This is a genomic window from Pseudomonas sp. PA-6-3C (genome assembly GCF_021605825.1).
GTDB classification, from domain to species: Bacteria; Pseudomonadota; Gammaproteobacteria; order Pseudomonadales; family Pseudomonadaceae; genus Aquipseudomonas; species Aquipseudomonas edaphica.
In genome coordinates this window covers 59210-81541 of the sequence record NZ_WKDV01000001.1, presented here as the reverse complement: position 1 = coordinate 81541, position 22332 = coordinate 59210, and the positions used below count along the sequence as shown (strand labels likewise).

The window sequence follows — 22332 nt, the reverse complement described above, 5'->3', positions numbered from 1 at the left end:
ACCATGACACCTGCCCTGCAAGACGACCCTGTCGAAGACATCGCCCAAGCCATCGAAGACGGCTGGCTGCCGATTCGCGAAGTGGCGCGCCAGACCGGCGTCAACGCCGTGACCCTGCGCGCCTGGGAGCGCCGTTATGGCCTGATCGTGCCCCAGCGCACGCCCAAGGGCCATCGGCTGTTCAGCGCCGAACATGTACAACGCATCCACACCATTCTGACCTGGCTCAACCGTGGTGTGCCGGTCAGCCAGGTCAAAGGCTTGATCGATTCCGCCCAGGCCAGCCCCGACAGCGTCGAAAATGAATGGCATGTGCTGCGTCATAAACTGCTCACCGCAATCAGCGAATTGGCCGAACGCCGGGTCGACGACCTGTTCAACCAGGCCATGGCGCTGTACCCGCCGCGCACCTTGTGTGAGCAATTGATGCTGCCGCTGCTCAACGCGCTGGAGCAACGCTGGCAGGGCCAGTTCGGCGCGCAAATGGAGCGAGTGTTTTTTCTGTCCTGGCTGCGCAGCAAGTTCGGCGCGCGCATTTACCACAACAACCGCCAGCTCCAGGGCGCGCCGTTGCTGCTGGTCAACCAGTCAGACGTGCCCCTGGAGCCACACCTGTGGCTTAGCGCCTGGCTGGCCAGCAGCGCCGACTGCCCCGTGGAGGTTTTTGATTGGCCTTTGCCGACCGGCGAACTGGCCCTGGCCGTGGAACACCTGCAACCGCGTGCGGTGCTGCTGTACTCAAGCAAAGCCCTCCACTTGTCGGCACTCGGCAAACTGTTGGGCGGCATCAGTTGCCCAATTTTGATTGCCGGACCAACGGTATGCATCCACCAGGACGAGTTAGCCGTATTAACCCGTGACACTCCTGAATTGTTCGTGGCCGAAGACCCCTTGTCAGCCCACCAGTTACTGATCCAGCGTGGAATTGTCTAAATGCATTTGATCTGGCTGCGCACCGACTTGCGCCTACACGACAACACCGCCCTCGCCGCCGCCTGCCAGCGCGGCCCGGTTGCCGCCGTGTACCTGATCACGCCGCAGCAATGGCTGGCCCATGATGATGCACCCTGCAAAGTCGATTTCTGGCTGCGTAACCTCAAGCTCCTGAGCCAGGCCCTTGGCGAACTGAACATTCCCTTGCTGATTCGCACCGCCGACACCTGGGACCAGGCGCCCGCCGTGCTGGGCAAACTGTGCCGGGAACTGTCAGTGGAGTCGGTGCACGTCAACGAGGAATACGGCATCCACGAGAGCCGTCGCGATGTGGCCGTGGCCAACGCCCTGGAGGCTGACGGTGTGACGTTCCACAGCTACCTCGACCAACTGTTTTTCCAACCCGGCAGCGTGCTGACCAAAACCGGCACTTACTTTCAGGTGTTCAGTCAGTTCCGCAAGGTCTGCTACAGCCGCCTGCACAGCGCCTTGCCGCGCCTGGTGGCCACGCCGCAACAACAGGCACCGCAGGATGTGCACAGCGACGCCATCCCGGATCAAGTCGACGGTTTCGCGCCGCCCAGCGAGACCTTGCGCGCTTTCTGGCCCGCCGGTGAAGAAGAAGCCCGGCGTCGCCTTGACGCCTTCGCCGACCAACAGATCAGCTACTACAAAGACGAACGCGACTTCCCGGCCAAACCCGGCACCAGCCAGCTCTCGGCCTACCTCGCCGCCGGTGTGGTTTCGCCGCGCCAGTGCCTGCACGCCGCCCTGCAAACCAACCAGGGCGAGTTCGAAAGCGGCGATATCGGCGCCATCACCTGGATCAACGAGTTGCTGTGGCGCGAGTTCTATAAACACATTCTGGTCGGTTACCCACGAGTCTCGCGCCACCGTGCGTTCCGCCCCGAAACCGAGGCACTGGCCTGGCGCGATGCGCCCAAGGACTTGGCCGCCTGGCAACAAGCGCGCACCGGCCTGCCGATCATTGATGCGGCCATGCGCCAACTGCTGGAAACCGGTTGGATGCACAACCGCCTGCGCATGGTGGTGGCGATGTTTTTGACCAAGAACCTGCTGATCGACTGGCGTGAAGGCGAGCGCTTCTTTATGCGCCACTTGATCGACGGCGACCTGGCCGCCAATAACGGCGGCTGGCAGTGGAGTTCGTCCACCGGCACCGACGCGGCACCGTACTTCCGGATTTTCAGCCCGTTGAGCCAGTCGGAAAAGTTCGACAGCGAAGGGGTGTTCATCAAGCACTGGCTGCCAGAGTTGGCGGCGCTGAACAAAAAAGAAGTGCACAACCCCGAAGCCGCCGGTGGCCTGTTCGGCGCGGCAGATTACCCACGCTCGATTGTCGACCTGAAAAAATCCCGCGAGCGCGCCCTCGCCGCCTTCCGCAACCTGCCTTCACGCCAGGAGGTCGCCGAACATGAGTGACTTCCTGCACCGGTTCGCCCAAGCCTTTACCACGCTGGACAAGCACAACCTGCACCTGCTCGACAGCTTGTACAGCCAGGACATTGCCTTCACCGATCCGCTGCACGAAGTGCATGGGCTGCCCGCTTTGCGCGGTTACTTCACCGAGATGTACAGCAACATCAGCCAGTTGCGTTTTGACTTCCATGGCTTCGACCAGGTCGCCGAAGGTGAAGGCTACCTGCGCTGGAAAATGAGTTTTTGCCACCCGCGCCTGGCCAATGGCAAGGTAATCCGGGTGGAAGGTTGCTCGCACCTGATGTGGCGCGACAAGGTCTACCGCCATCGCGATTATTTCGATGCGGGCGCGTTGCTCTATGAACACTTACCGGTAGTCGGCCGTGTGGTCAGTTGGCTAAAAAGGAGAATGGGATGAGCCTTGTACCGCCCCGCCGTTATTGGTTGACCGGTGCCAGCAGTGGCATCGGCGCCGCTCTGGCCGTCGAACTGCTCAACAGTGGCGCGCATGTGGCGCTCAGCTCGCGCAGCAAAGGCCCGCTGGAAGCGTTCGCCCAGCGTTATCCAGGCCAAGTGCTGGTGGTAGCCGGCGACCTGACCAACAGCCAGACCGTGCGCGAGATCGGCGAACACATCGGCGAGGTCTGGGGTTCATTGGATACGGTGATCCTCAACGCCGGCACCTGTGAGTATGTCGACGCCCGGCAATTCGATTCCTCCATCGTCGAGCACGTGGTGCGCACCAACCTGCTTGCCAGCAGCTATTGCATCGAAGCTGCGCTGCCGCTGTTGCGCAAAGGGCTCACCCCACATCTGGTGGGCGTCGCCAGCGCCGTGACCTACCTGCCAATGCCGCGCGCCGAAGCCTATGGCGCGTCCAAGGCCGGGCTGCGTTACCTGTTCGAATCGCTGCGCATCAGCCTGTCGCCGGAGAACATCGACGTCACGGTGATCAGCCCGGGCTTTGTCGACACCCCGCTGACCGAACGCAATGATTTCCCGATGCCGCTGAGCTGGTCCGCCGAAAAGGCTGCGCGGCATATCTTCGCCAAATTGGAAAAGCGCCCGCTGGAAATCGCCTTCCCCGCGATGTTTATCGCCACCTTGTGGCCACTGTCGAAGCTGCCCAACCGCGCGCAACTGATTATCGGCAAACGCATGCTGCGCAGCCCGCCACCGAAGAAGGACGACCTGTGAAGATCGCCATCATCGGCAGCGGTATCGCCGGGCTGACCAGCGCTTACCTGCTCAGCCGGCGCCACGACATCACGCTGTTTGAGGCGGGCGAGCGCATTGGCGGGCACACTCACACGGTCAACGTCACGGTCAAAGGTAAACCCTATGCCGTGGACACCGGTTTTATCGTGTTCAACGACTGGACCTACCCTAATTTCATCCGTCTGCTCGGGCAGATTGGCGTGACCTTCAAGCCCACCGAAATGAGCTTTTCGGTGTGCGACCAGAACGCAGGTTTCGAGTACAACGGTAATAACCTCAACAGCCTGTTTGCCCAGCGCCGCAATATTCTCTCGCCGGGATTCTGGGGCATGTTGCGCGACATTCTGCGCTTTAACCGCCAGGCACCGCTGGACCTGCAAGAGCAACGCATCAGTGCCGATATGACCCTGGGCGACTACCTCGAGGCTGGGGGTTATAGCCCACGCTTTATCCGCCATTACATCGTGCCGATGGGCGCGGCGATCTGGTCGATGTCGCTGGCGGACATGCTCGGTTTTCCGTTGCAGTTCTTTGTGCGGTTCTTCAAGAACCACGGGTTGCTGTCGGTGAACAATCGGCCGCAATGGTGCGTTATCGAAGGTGGTTCCAGCAGTTATATCGAACCTTTGACCCGCAGTTTTCGCGAGCAGATCCGCCTCAATTGCCCTGTGGATAAAGTCGAACGCACAGGCGACGGCGTGGTTATCCACAGCCTCGCCGGCAGCGAGACCTTTGACCGCGTGGTGTTCGCCTGTCACAGCGACCAGGCCCTGGCGTTGCTGGCCGACCCGAGCCAGGCTGAGCAGGACATTCTTGGTGCCCTGCCCTACGCCGACAATGACGTGGTGCTGCACACCGACACGCGCCTGCTGCCCGATCGCAAACTGGCCTGGGCCAGCTGGAATTATCGCCTGAGCGGCAGCGCGCAAACCCAGGCGGCCGTCACTTACGACATGAACATCCTGCAAGGCATCCACAGCGACACCACCTTTTGCGTCAGCCTCAACCAGACACCGATGATCAACCCGCTGAAGATCCTCGCGCGCTACACCTATGCGCATCCGCAATACAGCCTGGCGGCAGTGGCCGCACAAAACCGCTGGGAAGAATTACACGGCGCGCGGCACACCTTTTACTGCGGCGCCTACTGGGCCAACGGTTTTCATGAAGACGGCGTGAGCAGCGCATTACGCGTGGCCCAGGCCTTTGGCGAAACCCTATGAACAGCGCCCTGTACAGCGGCTGGATCGCCCATCGCCGGTTTGCGCCCAAGGCCCACGCCTTTCGCTACCGCATCGGCCTGCTGTACCTGGACTTGAGCGAACAAGACAAAGTGCTCGGCCTATCACCCCTGGCCGGCAACAGCCGCCTGGCGCCCTTCGGCTTTCGCCAGCAGGACTACCTGCGTGAATTCACGCGTCACGGCATGAGCTTGAGCGATGCCGTGCGCCAGGAAGTCGGCAAGGCACTGGGGCGCGAGCCCCGGGGCGTTATCTGCCTACTGACCCAGGCCCGCAGTTGGGGCCTGGCTTTTAACCCGGTGAGTTTCTTCTACTGCTTCGAGGCCGACGGGCAACTGGCCGCGATCCTGTGTGAAGTAACCAACACCCCGTGGCGCGAGCGTTACCACTATGTGCTGCCGGCCCAGGCGTTAGGCGCCGAAGAACACCAGCACTTCGCCGTGGCCAAGGCGTTCCATGTGTCGCCGTTTTTACCCCGCGACCTGGAATACCGCATGAGTTTCAGCCCGCCGGCCGACCGGCTTGGTGTGCACATGGCCGATTGGCAGGGCACGCAAAAAGTCTTCGACGCCACCTTGAGCCTGCAAAAAGAAACGCTGACCCGCGCCAGCCTGCACCGTTACCTGTGGCGCTTCCCGTGGATGACCGCCAAGACCTGCCTGGCGATTTACTGGCAAGCCATGCGCCTGTTGCTCAAACGCACACCGATTTTTTCCCATCAGGCCGCCGATGGCGCCTCTCGCACCGCAGTCGGGTATACCAAGGATCGCCGCCATGAAATCCCCTAGCTTATCGGTCAAGACCAACCGCCTGAACGTCAACGGCGTGACCAGTGCGCTGTTGCGCAAAGGTGTACTGCGCCAGCTCAGCCAACTGCGCCACGGCCAGTTGGTAGTGATTGAAGAGGGTGAACGCCAGGTGTTCGGCGCACGCGAAGCGCATCTGTTGGGCGAAATCCAGATCCACGATTCGGCGGTCTGGGGCTTGGTGGCCGCCAATGGTTCGATCGGCGCCGGCGAGGCGTTTATTCACGGTTACTGGAGCAGCCCGGACCTCACCGCCGTGGTGCGTGTGATGGTCAGCAACCTTGATGTGCTTGATGCAATGGAAGGCGGCCTGGCGCGCTTGGCGCGGCCGTTCACCCAAGGCCTGCACTGGCTTAACCGCAACACCCGCAAGGGCTCGCAGAAAAATATCGCCGCCCACTATGACCTGGGCAACGACCTGTTCGAGGAATTCCTCGACCCGACCATGATGTATTCGGCGGCGCAGTTCCTGACGCCCGACGACAGCCTGGAACAGGCGCAGTTGAACAAGCTGGAACGCATCTGCCAGAAGCTTGCGCTCAAACCCACTGACCATTTGCTCGAAATCGGCACCGGCTGGGGCAGCATGGCGTTGTATGCGGCGCAGCACTATGGCTGCAAGGTCACCACCACGACCTTGTCCAAAGAACAGTTTGCCTACACCGAAAAACGCATCGAGGCCTTGGGCCTCAAGGATCAGGTGAAGCTGCTGCTGCAAGATTATCGCGACCTGACCGGTCAGTACGACAAGCTGGTGTCCATCGAGATGATCGAAGCGGTCGGCCATCGCTTCCTGCCCACCTACTTCAAGCAATGCGCGCACCTGCTCAAAAGCGACGGCCTGATGCTGCTGCAAGCCATCACCATTCGTGAGCAGCGTTTTGAGCAGGCCAAGAACAGCGTCGACTTTATCCAGCGCTATATTTTCCCCGGTGGCGCCCTGCCATCCGTGCAGAACATGTTGCAGATCGTCAGCCGCGACACCGACATGAACCTGCTGCACATGGAAGACTTCGGCTTGCACTACGCGCGCACCTTGCGCCTGTGGCATGAGAACTTCCGTCGCGCCCATGGCCGCCTTGCCGAGTTGGGCTACGATGAATACTTCCTGCGCCTGTGGGAATTCTACTTGTGCTACTGCGAAGGTGGGTTTATGGAGCGAACGATCGGTACCGCGCAGTTGCTGCTGGCCAAGCCTGCGGCGATCAACCCGCCGTTGCTCGGGCGTTTCAGTGCTTAAAACGCTGGCCAATGCCGTGCTGTTCCAGTGCGGTTGGTTTGCCTGTGTGCTGGGCGGTGACACCCGTTGGTTATGGGGGGGCGCTGGTGTGCTGGTCATCCACCTGCTGTGGACAAGCTCATGGTCTGAAGACGGCCAAGTGCTCCTGGCCGTGACCCTTTTGGGTACCGTAGTCGATACCTCGTTGCGTACCTTTGGCGTGTTTCACTTCGGTTTTCCAGGGCCGCTGATTCCCTTCTGGCTAATCATGCTATGGGCACTGCTCGCGACTACGCTGCGCCATTGCCTGGCCTGGAGCGCACAACCCTGGTGGCGCGCCAGCCTGCTGGGTGCGGTGGGCGGGCCGTTGTCTTACTACGCCGGCAGCCAATTGGCCGGTGTTCGTTTCGGCTACGACACAACACTGACACTGATCGGCCTGGCGCTGCTTTGGGCGATCCTGTTCCCCGTCATGCACTGGGTGGCGCGACAGCTTGGCCACTGACGTCCGTCAGAGCATTCATGCGCACCCAGCGCGCTTGCCTTACACTGCGCGCCTATGACCAACATCCCCCACACTCAAATCACCGAACCCGCCGTCACCTGCTCGACGTGCGCGGCCTGCTGCTGCCAGCTGGAAGTCATGCTGATTACCGACACGGGTGTGCCGCAACGCTATATCGATACCGACGACTGGGGCGGTGAAGTGATGCTGCGCCTGGATGACGGCTGGTGCGCGGCGCTGGATCGGGACACGATGATGTGCACGATCTACGAGCGGCGGCCGTTGATCTGTCGGGAATTCGAGATGGGTGCGCCGGAGTGCCTGGAAGAGCGCCAGGGCATTGCGACGGCGTATCGCTGATCCAACATGTGGTGGATATAAAATGTGGGAGCTGGCTTGCCTGCGATAGCATCACTTCGGTGTAACTGATAAACCGAGGTGTCTGCATCGCAGGCAAGCCAGCTCCCACATGGTTTTGCGCAGGCTTGAGAGTTACAACGGGTAGGTGTAGTGCAACGAGTAGCTCTCTACCCCGTCGTTATTGCTGCTGATGCCCGCATTGGAATAGTGCGTGGCGCGAATGCCCACTTCATGCCCACCGGCAAAGCGCAAACCAAAGCCCAGTCGGTCTTCGAACTGGAAGGCCTGGCCGATGTTGTTGTCTTCAACCCGCGTACGTGAAAACACCGCGACACCGATCCCGGCTTCTATATAGGGCTTGACCTTCTCCCCGGCAAACTCGTACACAAACACCGGCGAGAACGACAGGCTGCTGACACTCGCGCGTTTGTCGCCATCCCAGTAGGTGTAAGCGCCGCTCCAATAGCCGGTCAGTCGGCCCGTATCACTCTGCCACCAGCTTTTATCCCAATCCGACGTCAGCCCCAATCGATAGGTCATGGTCGAATCGCTGGTGCCCCCCACCCCAAATTCCAGGCCGGCGGCCTGGGCCGAAACTGAGTGTCCCACCACAGCGGCCGCAATCGCAGCCAAACAGAACAAGCGCTTCATAAGAGCACATCCTTTGAGATCGAAGTCGTATGGTTTTGTACAGGCTAACGCTATAGAAGCTTGCGCGATGCCAGAAGTTCAGCTTCTAACCGCGATGTTTCACGAATTTTTCACAAGCCAAAATTACGCACAACACCGGGAGATTTCCAGAGTGTCGGTAGGATATTTCTTAGGTGATCGACGTCGCCGCTGGTCCAGAACTGCGCTGGCTCAGGCTTGCCGGGCGACAGCAGGTTACGTTCGCCCAACAGACGCTTGAGCTGACGCGCCACGGCAGCGCCGGTGTCGATCAGGATGATGCTAGGGGGAAGCATCTGTGCCAGAAGCGGCTTGAGGAAGGGGTAATGGGTACAGCCGAGGATGATGGTGTCACAACCGGCGCTCAGCAGCGGGTCGACATAGCCCTGCAACAGCTGGCGCAGCGCGGTGCTGTTGAGGTCACCGGTTTCGATCAACTCCACCAGGCCCGGGCACGGCTGGGTAATCACCCGCACGTCGGTGGCAAAGCGGTCGAGTAATGCTGCGAACTTGGCACTTTGCAATGTGCCGGTGGTGGCGAGCACGCCGACCACGCCACTGCGGGTGGCAGCGGCGGCTGGCTTGACCGCCGGCTCCATACCCACCAAAGGCCAGTCGGGATAGTCCTGGCGCAAATCAGCCACGGCGGCGACGGTTGCGGTGTTGCAGGCAATCACAAAGGCTTTGGCGCCTTGTTCACGAAAAAACTCGGCGACCAAACGGCTACGCTCAAGAATGAACGCCGGGGATTTTTCACCGTAGGGGATATGCCCGCCATCAGCCACGTACAGCAGTGACTCATGGGGCAACAACTGCTGGATTTCATCCAGCACCGACAGGCCGCCGACGCCGGAATCGAACACACCGATGGGCGCGTCCTTAACCATGGGCCGTCCCGCAAACGCTGCAGCCGGGGTCGCGCTTGACGCGCAGTTCGCGAAAACGCGTGGTCAAGGCGTCGATCAGTAGCAAGCGCCCCACCAAGGGTTCACCAAAGCCTGCCAGCAACTTCAGCGCTTCCAGTGCTTGCAGGCTACCGACCAGCCCGACCAACGGACCGACCACACCGGCTTCGCTGCAGGTCAGCTCGGTGTCGCTGCCGTGCCCATATAAACAGTGGTAGCACGGGCTTTCGTCGCGGCGCGGGTCGAACACTGACAATTGCCCTTCCAGGCGAATGGCCGCACCGCTGACCAATGGTTTTCCAGCCGCAACACAAGCGGCGTTGACGGCTTCACGGGTGGCGAAGTTGTCGCTGCAATCGAGCACCACGTCTACCGCGGCCACTGCGGCGGCGAGTGAATCGGCATCCAGCGCAGTGCGATGGGCGACCAACGTAATTTCGGGGTTGATGCCGGCCAGGCGACGCATGGCCGAATCGACCTTGGCCTGCCCGACGCTGTCGGTGTCGTGGATGATCTGGCGTTGCAGGTTGGTCAGGTCGACAGTGTCGAAGTCTGCCAGGTGCAACTCGCCCACGCCGGCAGCGGCCAGGTACAACGCGACTGGCGCACCCAAGCCGCCGAGGCCGACAATCAGCGCATGGCCGTTTTTAAGACGCAGCTGGCCTTCGATGTCGACATGTTGCAACAGAATCTGTCGGCTATAGCGCAACAGCTCCTGGTCGGTCAGCACGGGCGGCGCCCCAACGTGATGCGTTCGTGGCCGCCGAGGTCGATGCGGCTGTGGACCTCTTCAAAGCCCTCACCCGACAACAAATCACGTACCGCCGCAGCTTGGTCGTAACCGTGTTCGAGCAGCAGCCAGCCACCGGCATTCAAGTGGGCTGGGGCCTGGGCGATGATCAACCGCAGATCGTCCAGCCCATCATGGCCCGCCACCAAGGCGCTGGCCGGTTCAAAGCGCACATCGCCGGCCACCAGGTGCGGATCATTATCGGCAATGTAAGGCGGGTTGCTGATGATCAAATCGAAGCGCTGGCCGTGCAGCGCGCTGAACCAATGGCTGTTCAACACCGTGGCGTTCTTCAGGTGCAGGCGCTGGCGGTTGCGTTCGGCCAGGGCCACGGCTTCGAGCACACGGTCAACGGCAGTGACCTGCCAGGCCGGGCGTTCGCTGGCCAGGGCCAGGGCGATCGCGCCGCTGCCGGTGCCCAGGTCGAGGACCTTGGCAGGCGTGGCCGGCAACAATTCAAGGGCGGCTTCCACCAGCAGCTCGGTTTCCGGGCGCGGGATCAGCGTGTGCGGCGCGACCTCCAGGTCGAGCTTCCAGAAACCCTGCTGACCGAGGATGTAGGCCACCGGCTCACCCGTGCGGCGACGCTGCAGGTAATCGGCAAAGGTCAGCGCATCTTCGCTGCTGACGATTTTTTCCGGCCAGGTGTGCAAGTAGCTGCGCGATTTGCCCAAGGCAGCGGCCAGTAACAGTTCCACATCCAGACGCGCGGTGGGCGAGTCAGGCAGGTCAGCGGCGCGCAGGAGGCTGGCAATAATGGTCATTTATTCACCTATCGCCGCCAATTGATCGGCCTGGTATTCGGCCAGCAAAGGCTCGATCACCGCATCAACGCCGCCGGCGAGAATTTCGTCGAGGGAGTAAAGCGTGAGGTTGACCCGGTGGTCGGTGACCCGGCCTTGGGCGAAGTTGTAGGTGCGGATGCGTTCGGAGCGGTCGCCCGAGCCCACCAGCAGCTTGCGCTCGCTGGCAATCGCGTTGGCGGCGGCGCTGGTCTGTTGGTCGTTGAGCTTGGCCGACAGCCAGGACATGGCCCGCGCACGGTTTTTGTGCTGGGAACGCTCTTCCTGGCATTCGACCACGATGCCCGACGGCAAGTGGGTGATCCGGATCGCCGAGTCGGTCTTGTTCACGTGCTGACCACCGGCGCCCGACGAACGGTAGGTGTCGACACGCAAGTCCGCCGGGTTGATCTCAATGGCTTCCTGCTCGTCCGGCTCGGGCAACACGGCCACGGTGCACGCCGAGGTGTGGATACGGCCCTGGGATTCAGTCGCCGGAACCCGCTGCACGCGGTGCGCGCCGGACTCGAATTTAAGCTTGCCGTAGACGTTGTCACCTTCGACCCGGGCGATGACTTCTTTATAGCCGCCGTGCTCACCTTCATTCTCGGACAAAATCTCGACCCGCCAGCCACGTCGCTCGGCGTAGCGCGAGTACATGCGGAACAGGTCGCCGGAGAAGATTGCCGCCTCGTCGCCACCGGTGCCGGCGCGGATTTCGAGGAACACGTTGCGCCCGTCGTTCGGGTCTTTGGGCAGCAGCATGCGTTGCAGGTCGCCTTCCAACTCGGCCAGCTTCTCTTTGGCTTCGCGGACTTCTTCCACGGCCATTTCACGCATGTCCGGGTCGCTGTCCTTGAGCAGCGCCTGGGCGCCTTCGAGGTCGGCCTGCACTTTCATCAGGCTTTTATAGGTGGCCACAATCGGCTCAACTTCGGCGTATTCCTTGGAATAGGCGCGGAACTTGGTCTGATCGGAGATGACCTCGCCATCGCCGAGCAAGGCGGTCAGTTCTTCGAAACGGTCCTGGAGCACGTCCAGTTTATTGAGCAGTGACGCTTTCATTGCGGTTTTTTATCCGAAGAGCTATCTGACGCGCCCTCACCGAGGGCAAAGAGTTCCTGGGCCATGGCCAGCGCATCGAGGCGGCCTTCGGCGGTAAGCTTTTTCAACTGAACGCTGGGGGCGTGGAGCAATTTGTTGGTCAGGCCACGTGCCAATTGCATCAGCACTTCTTCGGCGCTGCTGCCGTTGGCCAGCAAGCGCTGGGCCTTGATCAATTCTTCATCGCGCAGGCGTTCACCCTGCTGACGATACGCCTTAAGCACGTCGACCGCCGCCAGCTCACGCAGGCGCACCATAAAGTCTTCGGCGCCGGTGCTGACCATTTCCTCGGCGGCCTGGGCTGCGCCCTGGCGACTCTTGAGGTTTTCGGCGACCACTTCGTGCAGATCATCGACGCTATAGAGGTAAACGTCGTCCAACTCGCCGACTTCAGGCTCGATATCACGGGGAACAGCGATATCCACCATGAAGATCGGTTTGTGCTTGCGCAGCTTCAGCGCGCTCTCGACCGCGCCTTTGCCCAGGATCGGCAACTGGCTGGCGGTGGAGCTGATGACGATATCGCTGCGCACCAGCTCGGCCGGGATGTCCGAGAGCAACACCGCGTGGGCGCCAAACTGCTCGGCCAGGATGCTCGCGCGCTCCAGGGTGCGGTTGGCGACCACGATACGCTTGACGCCCAGGTCATGCAGGTGGCGAGCGACCAAGGTGATGGTTTCACCGGCGCCGATCAACAGCGCCTGGCTGCGCTGCAAGTCACTGAAAATCTGTTTGGCCAGGCTCACGGCGGCGAACGCGACGGACACCGGGTTTTCACCGATGGCGGTGTCGGTGCGCACCTGCTTGGCCGAATTGAACGTAGCCTGGAACAAACGGCCAAGCAACGGGCCGACGGTGCCAGCCTCGCGGGCCACGGCGTAGGCGGATTTCATCTGGCCGAGGATCTGCGGCTCGCCCAACACCAGCGAGTCGAGCCCTGCGGCGACGCGCATCATGTGACGAACTGCCGCATCCTCTTCGTGCACATATGCACTGGCGCGCAGGTCCTCGAGATCCAAATGGTGATAATCGGCCAGCCAGCGCAGCACCACATCCGCTGAGAGATGTTCCTGCTCTATATAAAGCTCGCTGCGATTGCAGGTCGAAAGGATCGCAGCTTCGCGGCTGTCGGTGAGCCGGCAGAGCTGCTGCAAGGCCTCAACCAACTGCTCTGGCGTAAACGCCACGCGCTCGCGCACGTCTACGGTTGCAGTCTTGTGGTTAATACCGAGTGCGAGGAAGGCCATTCAATATCGCTGATGATGTCGGGAAGCCGACAATTGTCCTACTTCGATAGATCCAGAACAACCACCGTCGTCTATTGTCCTAGTAGCTTGTGCCTATAAAGGCGCCCACTGAGACTCGGTTATGTTTGGCCGAAGGCTTGTGTCATGATGATCCGACCGCAGGTTAGTCGTCCTCTTCCTATATGAATAGATCTTCCGCGTTGCTCCTTGCTTTTGTCTTCCTCAGCGGCTGCCAGGCCTTGGCACCCGTGTCGCCGGACGGTACGCCGCCGGTCGAAGACAGCGCCCCAGCCCCTGAAAAGCCCAAGGTTTACTCCTCGTTCAATGAAGAAACGATCTACAGCCTGCTGACCGCGGAACTCGCCGGCCAGCGCAATCGTTTCGATATTGCCCTGGATAACTATGTGACCCAGGCCATCAACACCCAGGACCCGGGCATTTCGGAGCGTGCGTTTCGCATCGCCGAATACCTGGGCGCTGACCAGGCAGCGCTGGATACTTCGCTGATCTGGGCGAAAAACGCTCCGCAAGACCTGGAAGCGCAACGTGCGGCGGCCGTGCAACTGGCACGCGCCGGGCGCTATGACGACTCCATGGTGTATATGGAGAAAGTCCTGCAGGGCAAGGGCGACACGCATTTCGACTTCCTCGCGCTGTCGGCTGCCGACACTGACCAGGACACGCGCAATGGCTTGATGAAGAGTTTTGACCGCCTGCTGCAAAAGCATCCGAAGAACAGCCAACTGATTTTCGGCAAAGCCTTGCTGCTGCAGCAGGATGATGAAGCCGATGCCGCCCTCAAGCTGCTGGAGCAGAACCCGCCGGAAGACGGCGAGATCGCCCCGATTCTGCTGCGCGCACGCTTGCTGCAGAACCTTAATCGCGGCAAGGAAGCGATTCCACTGCTGGAAAAAAGCATCAAGAAATACCCGGGCGACAAGCGCTTGCTGCTGACCTATGCGCGAATGCTGGTGGAGCAAGACCGCATGGAAGACGCCAAAGTGCAGTTCGCCAACCTGGTCCAGCAATACCCCGACGACGACGAGCTGCGTTACTCCCTGGCACTGGTCTGCCTGGAAGCCAAGGCCTGGGACGAGGCCAAGGGTTATCTGGAGGAGCTGATCGAGCGCGAAAGCCATGTGGATTCGGCGCACCTGAACCTCGGCCGCATCGCGGAAGAACGCAACGACCCGCAGGCTGCGCTGCTTGAGTACGCCCAGGTCGGCCCCGGCAACGATTACCTGCCGGCCCAGCTGCGTCAGGCCGATATCCTGATGAGCAACGGCCGCACCGACGAAGCGGAAAAACGCCTGGCGGCGGCACGTGATGCCGAACCGGACTATGCGATCCAGCTGTACCTGATCCAGGCCGAAACACTGTCGGCCAACAAGCAGGGCGAACGCGCCTGGAAATTGCTGCAACAAGCCTTGCTGCAATACCCCGACGATTTGAACCTGCTGTACACCCGCGCCATGCAGGCGGAAAAACGCAATGACCTGGCGCAGATGGAAAAAGACCTGCGCCTGATCATCAAGCGCGACCCGGACAATGCCATGGCGCTCAATGCCCTGGGCTACACCCTGTCGGACCGCACCACGCGTTACGCCGAAGCCAAGGTGCTGATCGAACAAGCCCACAAGCTCAACCCGGAAGACCCGGCCGTGCTCGACAGCCTGGGTTGGGTGAATTACCGCCTGGGCAATCTGGACGAAGCCGAACGCCTGCTGCGCCAGGCACTCGAACGTTTCCCTGACCAAGAGGTGGCAGCCCACCTGGGTGAAGTGCTGTGGGCCAATGGCAAACAGCGCGAAGCGCGACAAATCTGGGAAAAATTCCTCAAGGAACAACCCGAAAGCCCCATCCTGCGCGGCACCATCAAGCGCCTGACCGGATCCGAGACCCTTTAAGCTTATGTTTTTGCGCCACGTTATTGTTTTCAGTTTCATCGCCCTGCTCGCCGGTTGCGCGGGCATCGGCAGTCGTGAATCCGTTGAAGGCCAGGGCAACCCGGCGCAATGGAAACAGCACAAAGAGCAGCTCAGCAGCATCGACGGCTGGCAGATCGACGGCAAGGTCGGGGTTCGCGCGCCGAAAGATTCCGGCAGCGGCACGTTGTTCTGGCTGCAGCGCCAGGACTATTACGATATCCGTTTGTCCGGGCCACTTGGCCGCGGTGCTGCGCGCCTGACCGGCCGGCCAGGGCAAGTGAGCCTGGAAGTGGCCAATCAAGGCCGCTATGAGGCAGCCACGCCGGAAGAACTGCTGGAACAACAGATTGGCTGGAAGCTCCCCGTTTCGCACCTTGTGTGGTGGGTACGCGGCCTGCCTGCGCCGGACAGCAAAAGCAGGCTGAGCCTCAACGGCGACAGCCGCCTGGCCACGCTTGAGCAGGATGGCTGGCAGGTTGAATACCTCAGCTACGTGCAACAGGGCGCCTACTGGCTGCCCGAGCGCATCAAACTGCATGGCACCGACCTTGACGTCACGCTGGTGATCAAGGAATGGCAACCGCGCAAGCTGGGGCAATAACGTGACCGCCACCACCTTGACACTGCCCTCCCCGGCCAAACTCAATTTGATGCTGCACATTCTGGGTCGCCGTGAAGACGGCTACCACGAGTTGCAGACGCTGTTTCAGTTTCTCGATTACGGCGATGAACTCACCTTCGCCGTGCGCGACGATGGCGTGATCCAGCTGCACACCGAATTCGAAGGCGTGCCCCACGACAGCAATCTGATCGTCAGGGCCGCGAAAAAACTTCAGGCGCAATCCGGTTGCTCACTCGGCATCGACATCTGGATCGATAAAATTTTGCCCATGGGCGGCGGCATCGGTGGCGGCAGCTCAAATGCCGCGACCACGCTGCTCGGTTTGAATCACTTGTGGCAACTGGGCTGGGACCACGATCGCCTGGCCACGCTGGGCCTGACACTGGGCGCCGACGTGCCGGTTTTCGTGCGTGGGCACGCGGCTTTTGCCGAAGGCGTCGGGGAGAAACTCACCCCGGAATACCCCGAAGAGCCTTGGTATGTCGTGCTTGTTCCGCAAGTATCTGTAAGTACAGCAGAAATTTTTTCAGATCCACTGTTGACACGTAACTCTCCTCCCATTAAAGTGCGCCCCGTTCCCAAGGGAAACAGTCGAAATGACTGCTTACCGGTTGTAGCAAGGCGTTATCCAGAGGTACGTAACGCTTTGAATTTGTTAGGTAAATTTACCGAAGCAAAATTAACCGGAACTGGAAGTTGTGTGTTTGGGGGCTTCCCAAGCAAAGCTGAAGCTGATAAAGTCTCGGCCCTTCTTACAGAGACCCTTACAGGGTTTGTAGCAAAGGGAAGCAACGTTTCGATGTTGCATCGCAAGCTGCAAAGTCTGCTCTAAAAGGAACCGAGTACTGGGTACTCGTTGCAACAGATACAGGGGCGTCGCCAAGCGGTAAGGCAGCAGGTTTTGATCCTGCCATGCGTTGGTTCGAATCCAGCCGCCCCTGCCATTTTCTAATACTCATCCAGGTTACCCTCAGCCTCTAGGTACTGCGCGTGTCCAAGATGATGGTCTTTACGGGGAACGCCAACCCCGATCTGGCTCGACGTGTCGTACGTCAGCTGCATATCCCTCTCGGTGACATCTCTGTCGGTAAATTCTCCGACGGCGAAATTACAGCCGAGATCAATGAAAACGTCCGCGGTAAAGATGTTTTCATTATTCAGCCGACTTGCGCTCCGACCAACGATAACCTGATGGAACTCGTCGTGATGGCTGATGCCTTCCGCCGCTCCTCAGCGACTCGAATCACAGCTGTAATCCCTTACTTTGGTTATGCCCGTCAGGATCGCCGTCCGCGTTCCGCACGTGTGGCTATCAGCGCGAAAGTCGTTGCTGACATGCTGACCGTGGTAGGCATCGACCGTGTTCTCACGGTTGACCTGCACGCTGACCAAATCCAGGGGTTCTTCGATATTCCGGTAGATAACATCTACGGCTCCCCAGTATTGGTGGATGACATTGAAGACCAGCGCTTTGAAAACCTGATGATCGTGTCCCCGGACATTGGTGGCGTCGTGCGTGCACGGGCTGTTGCCAAATCCCTGGGCGTGGACCTCGGGATCATCGACAAACGCCGTGAGAAAGCCAATCACTCTGAAGTGATGCATATCATCGGTGATGTCGAAGGGCGTACCTGTATTCTGGTTGATGACATGGTCGACACCGCCGGCACCCTGTGCCACGCGGCGAAAGCCTTGAAAGAGCACGGTGCAGCAAAAGTCTTCGCCTACTGCACACACCCTGTGCTGTCGGGCCGAGCGATCGAGAACATCGAGAACTCCATGCTGGACGAACTGGTGGTGACTAACACCATCCCGTTGTCCGCAGCAGCTCAAGCCTGTTCGCGTATCCGTCAACTGGATATCGCACCGGTAGTTGCCGAAGCGGTTCGCCGCATCAGCAACGAAGAATCGATCAGCGCGATGTTCCGATAAGGGTCAAACCTTACGAAACATCCCACTGACGAAAAGCGCCCCGCCCCAGCATTCTGTTGGGGCGGGGCTTTTTTGCCCATATCGCCTTTAGCGCTGGTCGCAAACGCTGGGGCGAATGTGGTTATTTTGGAGATACAACATGAACGATTTTACTCTGAATGCTGAAGCGCGTTCCGACCTGGGGAAAGGTGCGAGCCGCCGCCTGCGTCGTCTCGCAAGCCTGGTTCCAGCTGTAGTTTACGGTGGCGACAAAGCCCCTGAATCCATCAGCATGCTGGCCAAAGAAATCGCCAAACTGCTCGAAAACGATGCGGCCTACAGCCACATCATCGAGCTGAATGTTGGTGGCAAGAAGCAGAACGTCATCATCAAGGCCCTGCAACGTCACCCAGCCAAAGGCCACGTGCTGCACGCTGACTTCGTACGCGTAGTAGCCGGTCAGAAACTGACCGCTATCGTGCCTGTGCACTTTGTTGGTGAAGAAGCTCCGGTCAAGAAAGGCGGCGAAGTTTCGCACGTTGTTGCCGAGATCGAAGTGACCTGCCTGCCGAAAGACCTGCCTGAGTTCATCGAAGTCGACCTGTCGGCTCTGGAAATCGGCGACATCGTTCACCTGTCCGACCTCAAAGCCCCTAAAGGCGTTGAGTTTGTTGCACTGGCTCACGGTGATGACAAAGCTGTTGCAAACGTTCACGCTCCACGCGTTGCACCAGAAGCTGAAGAAGGCGCTGCAGAGTAATTCACTCTGTAATGTCGGAGCTTGAGGAAACATCGCGGACCGGAACGTAGCGAGAAAGCGGGCGATAACGCGGCGTTTACTCTTGAGTAAATGATCTTTTGTTGACCGCTTTCGCCGCACACAGGTTGCGGCGATGTTATCCACAACTCCAAAGGAAGGGCCCCTGTCGTGACTGCCATTAAACTGATCGTTGGCCTGGGAAATCCAGGCGCCGAATACGAACAGACCCGGCATAACGCGGGGGCCCTTTTTGTTGAGCGTATCGCCCACGCACAAGGTGTGAACCTTGTGGCCGATCGCAAATATTTTGGCCTGACCGGGCGCTTCTCGCACCAGGGTCAGGATGTTCGTCTGCTGATTCCTACCACCTACATGAACCGCAGCGGCCAGGCTGTCGCGGCGCTTGCGGGCTTCTTCCGGATCAAACCCGAAGAAATCCTGGTGGCCCATGACGAACTGGACCTGCCACCCGGCGTTGCCAAACTCAAGTTAGGCGGCGGGCATGGCGGCCACAATGGCCTGCGCGACATCATTGCGCAGTTGGGTAATCAGAATAATTTTTACCGTCTGCGGCTCGGCATTGGCCACCCAGGCGTTGCCAGTATGGTTTCAAATTTCGTCCTGGGTCGTGCGCCACGCGCCGAACAGGAAAAACTCGATGCCAGCATCGACTTTGCCCTCGGCGTGCTGCCGGATATCTTCGCCGGTGAATGGAACCGCGCGATGAAAAACCTGCACAGCCAGAAGGCCTGACTCTTACCGAGGGGAAACACCATGGGATTCAATTGCGGCATCGTCGGCCTGCCCAACGTCGGCAAATCCACCCTGTTCAACGCCCTGACCAAGTCCGGTATTGCGGCGGAGAACTTCCCCTTCTGCACCATCGAACCCAACAGCGGTATCGTGCCGATGCCAGACCCGCGCCTGGACGCGTTGGCGGCGATCGTCAATCCCAAGCGTATCCTGCCGACCACCATGGAGTTCGTCGACATCGCGGGCCTGGTAGCCGGCGCGTCGAAAGGTGAGGGCCTGGGCAACAAGTTTTTGGCCAACATCCGTGAAACCGATGCCATCGCCCACGTGGTCCGCTGCTTTGAAGACGAGAACGTGATTCACGTCTCCAACAGCGTTGACCCGAAACGCGACATCGAGATCATCGACCTGGAACTGATCTTCGCCGACCTCGACAGCTGCGAAAAGCAACTGCAGAAAGTCGCGCGTAACGCCAAGGGCGGTGACAAGGACGCAGTGGTTCAGAAAGGCCTGCTGGAACAACTGATCGCACACTTCACCGAAGGCAAGCCGGCACGCAGCCTGATGAAGAACATGGGCGTCGACGAGAAAGCCGTGATCAAAGGCTTCCACCTGCTGACCACCAAGCCTGTGATGTACATCGCCAACGTTGCCGAAGACGGCTTCGAGAACAACCCTTTGCTGGATGTGGTCAAGGCCATCGCCGACGAAGAAGGCGCTATCGTGGTGCCGGTGTGCAACAAGATCGAAGCGGAAATCGCCGAGCTCGATGACGGCGAAGAAAAAGACATGTTCCTCGAGGCCCTGGGCCTGGAAGAGCCTGGCCTGAACCGCGTGATCCGCGCCGGCTACGAAATGCTCAACCTGCAGACCTACTTCACCGCCGGTGTTGAAGAAGTCCGCGCCTGGACCGTCAAGGTCGGTGCCACTGCACCACAGGCCGCCGGCGTGATCCACACCGACTTCGAAAAAGGCTTTATTCGCGCCGAAGTCATCGCCTACAACGACTTCATCCAGTACAAGGGTGAAGCCGGTACCAAGGAAGCCGGTAAATGGCGCCTGGAAGGCAAAGAGTACATCGTCAAGGATGGCGACGTGATGCACTTCCGTTTCAACGTCTAAGCGCCATCGCGGTTTTGCCGCCCACAAAAAAGCCGATGCACTGCATCGGCTTTTTTGTGGGCGGTTGTTTGTATTTCGACAATAGCTATCCTCTTATCTATTTGAAACCTTAAGACGTTTCCTATTTGTCGTAACAAAAACAGCCCAACAACCTCGAGTGACGTTAAGCGACAAGTTAATGACTTTTCCTACGCAAGCCTGGCTTACTCTTACCTGCATACTCGATGATAAATCTTATACTTTACGCTCTGCCCAAACACCGTCTAAATCACAGCCTTTTAATCGTAAACAATCACGCTAGTGGAGCACCCACCCGATGTCGGCCGCCGATCAAAAAGAAAGCGAAACCGATACGCCATTCATTGAAGGCTCGGATATTGAGAACACGATCAATAGCACCGCGACACTGAATGTTGACATCTTGTTGCTGGGGGAAACCGGCACTGGCAAAGATACCCTGGCACAACGAATACATCGCCTGTCCGGCCGTCGAGGTAACTTTGTTGCGGTCAATTGCGCCGCCATTCCGGAGAGCCTCGCCGAAAGCCAATTATTCGGTGTCAACAGTGGTGCTTATACCGGGGCTGTACAATCACGCGCAGGGTTTATCGAGGCGGCTCACCTGGGTACGTTGTATTTGGATGAAATCGACAGCATGCCGCTTTCGCTGCAGGCCAAGCTATTGCGTATGCTTGAATCACGAGGGGTTGAACGGCTGGGCTCAACACGCTTCATCCCCGTCGACATGCGCGTCATCGCGTCCGCTCAACAATCACTGCATGACATGGTCGAGCAAGGCAGCTTCAGGCGGGACCTGTATTTTCGCCTGAACGTTATTAACATCAAGCTGCAGCCGCTGCGTGACCGACGTGAGCGTATCGTACCGTTGTTTCTGGAGATGATTAAACAAGAGGCGGAGCACTTCAACTGCACAGCCCCTCACCCCCCAACCGAACTGCTCCAGCAGTTGTTGTGTCATACGTGGCCGGGCAATGTCCGCGAACTACGCTCCACGGCCAAGCGTTTTGTCCTTGGGCTGCCGCCTTTATCGGCATCGAATGCAGAACCGCTGGAACTGGGCCTGAAAGACCGTCTGCAGCGTATTGAGAAAACGCTCATTGAAGAGTCTTTACATCGTCACACTTACAGCGTGGATTGTGTGGCGTTGGAACTGGGGGTTGCCAAGCGCACGCTCTACTACCGAATGAAGCAACTGGGTGTTTCACTCAACGCGTGTTTGCACGCTCAGGAAGTGCAATAAACGCTGAAACAAGTAGAAATAGGCCGATGGAACTGTTTCCAGAGGCATCGCCACTCAGTGTACGAGCATCGATTATCAAATAACGATGTAGCACGATTAATCGAATGCCTCATGACGAATACTCAACTATCCGATAGACAACCCAAAGGTGAAATCATGACATCTCCAGTCGGCAGCGGTGGCAGCATTACCAGCAAACAACTTTTTGATCAAATGAAAACGCTCACTGAGGAAAAAAACAAAGAAACGCTCGAGATGGCAAAGCTGGATAAAGATGCTTCGATTGCCAGCAAGTGGAGCCAGGTAATTAACAAAGTACAATAAGCAACACAGGCTTTCTCTAGTGTATTAAATAGAGAAAGCCTGTCTATTTTCCTGAGGGAGGTTTATATGCGCACAACGCTTGAAAAAGAGCGGGAAACCTATTCAGGTGCCCCTGTGTTTCCCGTCGAAAAAAGCAGTGATAGCGCCCACGACGCGCATTTCTTCAGTGCAGCACTGGAGCAGAACAATCCCTATCCGTCGGCCCCCTCCGCCCCAGGAAACAGTCGGTCGCTGGTGAGCCAATCAGAGCGGTTGAAATCCAACAACGAAAAAATCCCCAAGCTCCTGCGTGAATATACCAAGACCCAAAACGAGCTGAAAATGGCGGACGCCACACAGACCATTATTGAATCAAAAGAAATCCTCAACATCGGCGTCAAGGTAATAAAACACTGCACTTCGTTTGTTGAGAAAACCACTAACCTGCAATAG

The 22332-nt window shown here is 59.1% G+C and carries 25 protein-coding genes and 1 tRNA gene; 20 read left to right on the top strand and 6 right to left on the bottom strand.

The features are described 5' to 3' along the window. The first annotated feature begins 3 nt into the window (after positions 1-3). From GIW48_RS00420 to GIW48_RS00380, 9 genes are read left to right on the top strand one after another with little or no spacing between them, the layout of a single operon-like run. Complete coding sequence (locus GIW48_RS00420) at positions 4-933, top strand: MerR family transcriptional regulator (protein ID WP_017137624.1); 930 nt, start codon at positions 4-6, stop codon at positions 931-933. After that, entirely contained in the window at positions 934-2376 is a 1443-nt protein-coding gene (gene phrB / locus GIW48_RS00415; RefSeq protein ID WP_236460586.1) for a deoxyribodipyrimidine photo-lyase, read from the top strand. Continuing rightward, a complete protein-coding gene (locus GIW48_RS00410) occupies positions 2369-2791 on the top strand; it encodes a nuclear transport factor 2 family protein (protein ID WP_017137626.1) in 423 nt (140 codons plus the stop codon). The genes phrB and GIW48_RS00410 overlap by 8 nt, the downstream gene beginning before the upstream one ends. After that, a complete protein-coding gene (locus GIW48_RS00405) occupies positions 2788-3570 on the top strand; it encodes an SDR family NAD(P)-dependent oxidoreductase (protein ID WP_056859124.1) in 783 nt (260 codons plus the stop codon). Before GIW48_RS00410 ends, GIW48_RS00405 begins: the two co-directional genes overlap by 4 nt. Next, the gene (locus GIW48_RS00400) at positions 3567-4814 is read left to right on the top strand and encodes an NAD(P)/FAD-dependent oxidoreductase (RefSeq protein WP_236460585.1); all 1248 of its coding nucleotides are present in this window, start codon (positions 3567-3569) and stop codon (positions 4812-4814) included. Before GIW48_RS00405 ends, GIW48_RS00400 begins: the two co-directional genes overlap by 4 nt. Next, entirely contained in the window at positions 4811-5620 is an 810-nt protein-coding gene (locus tag GIW48_RS00395) for a DUF1365 domain-containing protein (RefSeq protein ID WP_186618165.1), read from the top strand. Before GIW48_RS00400 ends, GIW48_RS00395 begins: the two co-directional genes overlap by 4 nt. After that, a complete protein-coding gene (locus tag GIW48_RS00390; RefSeq protein WP_099549226.1) occupies positions 5607-6878 on the top strand; it encodes an SAM-dependent methyltransferase in 1272 nt (423 codons plus the stop codon). The genes GIW48_RS00395 and GIW48_RS00390 overlap by 14 nt, the downstream gene beginning before the upstream one ends. Beyond that, entirely contained in the window at positions 6871-7362 is a 492-nt protein-coding gene (locus tag GIW48_RS00385; RefSeq protein WP_017137631.1) for a DUF2878 family protein, read from the top strand. Before GIW48_RS00390 ends, GIW48_RS00385 begins: the two co-directional genes overlap by 8 nt. A gap of 54 nt (positions 7363-7416) precedes the next feature. Then, the gene (locus tag GIW48_RS00380; RefSeq protein ID WP_017137632.1) at positions 7417-7722 is read left to right on the top strand and encodes a YkgJ family cysteine cluster protein; all 306 of its coding nucleotides are present in this window, start codon (positions 7417-7419) and stop codon (positions 7720-7722) included. 132 nt (positions 7723-7854) lie between these two features. Here the strand turns inward: GIW48_RS00380 and GIW48_RS00375 are convergent, their stop codons facing one another. The 6 genes from GIW48_RS00375 to hemA form a co-directional block, all read right to left on the bottom strand. Then, positions 7855-8373: an acyloxyacyl hydrolase gene (locus GIW48_RS00375; protein ID WP_017137633.1), complete on the bottom strand. Its 519-nt coding sequence runs from the start codon at positions 8371-8373 to the stop codon at positions 7855-7857. Between the two features lie 110 nt (positions 8374-8483). Further along, entirely contained in the window at positions 8484-9278 is a 795-nt protein-coding gene (gene murI, locus GIW48_RS00370; RefSeq protein ID WP_169986812.1) for a glutamate racemase, read from the bottom strand. Then, positions 9271-10026 (bottom strand): molybdopterin-synthase adenylyltransferase MoeB, encoded by a 756-nt coding sequence (locus GIW48_RS00365; RefSeq protein WP_099549223.1) that lies wholly within the window; start codon positions 10024-10026, stop codon positions 9271-9273. The genes murI and GIW48_RS00365 overlap by 8 nt, the downstream gene beginning before the upstream one ends. Beyond that, the gene (gene prmC, locus GIW48_RS00360; protein ID WP_236460584.1) at positions 10020-10850 is read right to left on the bottom strand and encodes a peptide chain release factor N(5)-glutamine methyltransferase; all 831 of its coding nucleotides are present in this window, start codon (positions 10848-10850) and stop codon (positions 10020-10022) included. The genes GIW48_RS00365 and prmC overlap by 7 nt, the downstream gene beginning before the upstream one ends. Further along, positions 10851-11933, bottom strand: a complete 1083-nt coding sequence (prfA, locus tag GIW48_RS00355; RefSeq protein ID WP_099549221.1) for a peptide chain release factor 1 — start codon at positions 11931-11933, stop codon at positions 10851-10853. Further along, positions 11930-13219: a glutamyl-tRNA reductase gene (gene hemA, locus GIW48_RS00350; protein ID WP_017137638.1), complete on the bottom strand. Its 1290-nt coding sequence runs from the start codon at positions 13217-13219 to the stop codon at positions 11930-11932. The genes prfA and hemA overlap by 4 nt, the downstream gene beginning before the upstream one ends. Positions 13220-13401: 182 nt before the next feature. Between hemA and GIW48_RS00345 the strand changes: the two genes are divergently transcribed. From GIW48_RS00345 to GIW48_RS00295, 11 genes are all read left to right on the top strand, one after another. Further along, positions 13402-15126: a tetratricopeptide repeat protein gene (locus tag GIW48_RS00345; RefSeq protein WP_017137639.1), complete on the top strand. Its 1725-nt coding sequence runs from the start codon at positions 13402-13404 to the stop codon at positions 15124-15126. Positions 15127-15130: 4 nt separating this feature from the next. Continuing rightward, the gene (lolB, locus tag GIW48_RS00340) at positions 15131-15748 is read left to right on the top strand and encodes a lipoprotein insertase outer membrane protein LolB (RefSeq protein WP_017137640.1); all 618 of its coding nucleotides are present in this window, start codon (positions 15131-15133) and stop codon (positions 15746-15748) included. A gap of 49 nt (positions 15749-15797) precedes the next feature. Continuing rightward, complete coding sequence (gene ispE, locus GIW48_RS00335; protein ID WP_178110933.1) at positions 15798-16601, top strand: 4-(cytidine 5'-diphospho)-2-C-methyl-D-erythritol kinase; 804 nt, start codon at positions 15798-15800, stop codon at positions 16599-16601. A gap of 37 nt (positions 16602-16638) precedes the next feature. Beyond that, positions 16639-16713, top strand: a tRNA-Gln gene (locus GIW48_RS00330). A gap of 46 nt (positions 16714-16759) precedes the next feature. Beyond that, positions 16760-17701, top strand: coding sequence for a ribose-phosphate pyrophosphokinase (locus GIW48_RS00325; RefSeq protein ID WP_003208392.1), 942 nt, complete (start codon positions 16760-16762; stop codon positions 17699-17701). A gap of 139 nt (positions 17702-17840) precedes the next feature. Beyond that, the gene (locus tag GIW48_RS00320) at positions 17841-18440 is read left to right on the top strand and encodes a 50S ribosomal protein L25/general stress protein Ctc (RefSeq protein WP_017137642.1); all 600 of its coding nucleotides are present in this window, start codon (positions 17841-17843) and stop codon (positions 18438-18440) included. 168 nt (positions 18441-18608) lie between these two features. Next, complete coding sequence (pth, locus tag GIW48_RS00315; RefSeq protein ID WP_010213318.1) at positions 18609-19193, top strand: aminoacyl-tRNA hydrolase; 585 nt, start codon at positions 18609-18611, stop codon at positions 19191-19193. Between the two features lie 21 nt (positions 19194-19214). After that, positions 19215-20315, top strand: coding sequence for a redox-regulated ATPase YchF (ychF, locus tag GIW48_RS00310; RefSeq protein ID WP_017137643.1), 1101 nt, complete (start codon positions 19215-19217; stop codon positions 20313-20315). Between the two features lie 316 nt (positions 20316-20631). Beyond that, the gene (locus GIW48_RS00305) at positions 20632-21576 is read left to right on the top strand and encodes a sigma 54-interacting transcriptional regulator (protein WP_017137644.1); all 945 of its coding nucleotides are present in this window, start codon (positions 20632-20634) and stop codon (positions 21574-21576) included. 111 nt (positions 21577-21687) lie between these two features. Beyond that, positions 21688-21900: a hypothetical protein gene (locus GIW48_RS00300; RefSeq protein ID WP_143521844.1), complete on the top strand. Its 213-nt coding sequence runs from the start codon at positions 21688-21690 to the stop codon at positions 21898-21900. A gap of 66 nt (positions 21901-21966) precedes the next feature. Then, positions 21967-22332, top strand: a complete 366-nt coding sequence (locus GIW48_RS00295) for a hypothetical protein (protein ID WP_099549220.1) — start codon at positions 21967-21969, stop codon at positions 22330-22332.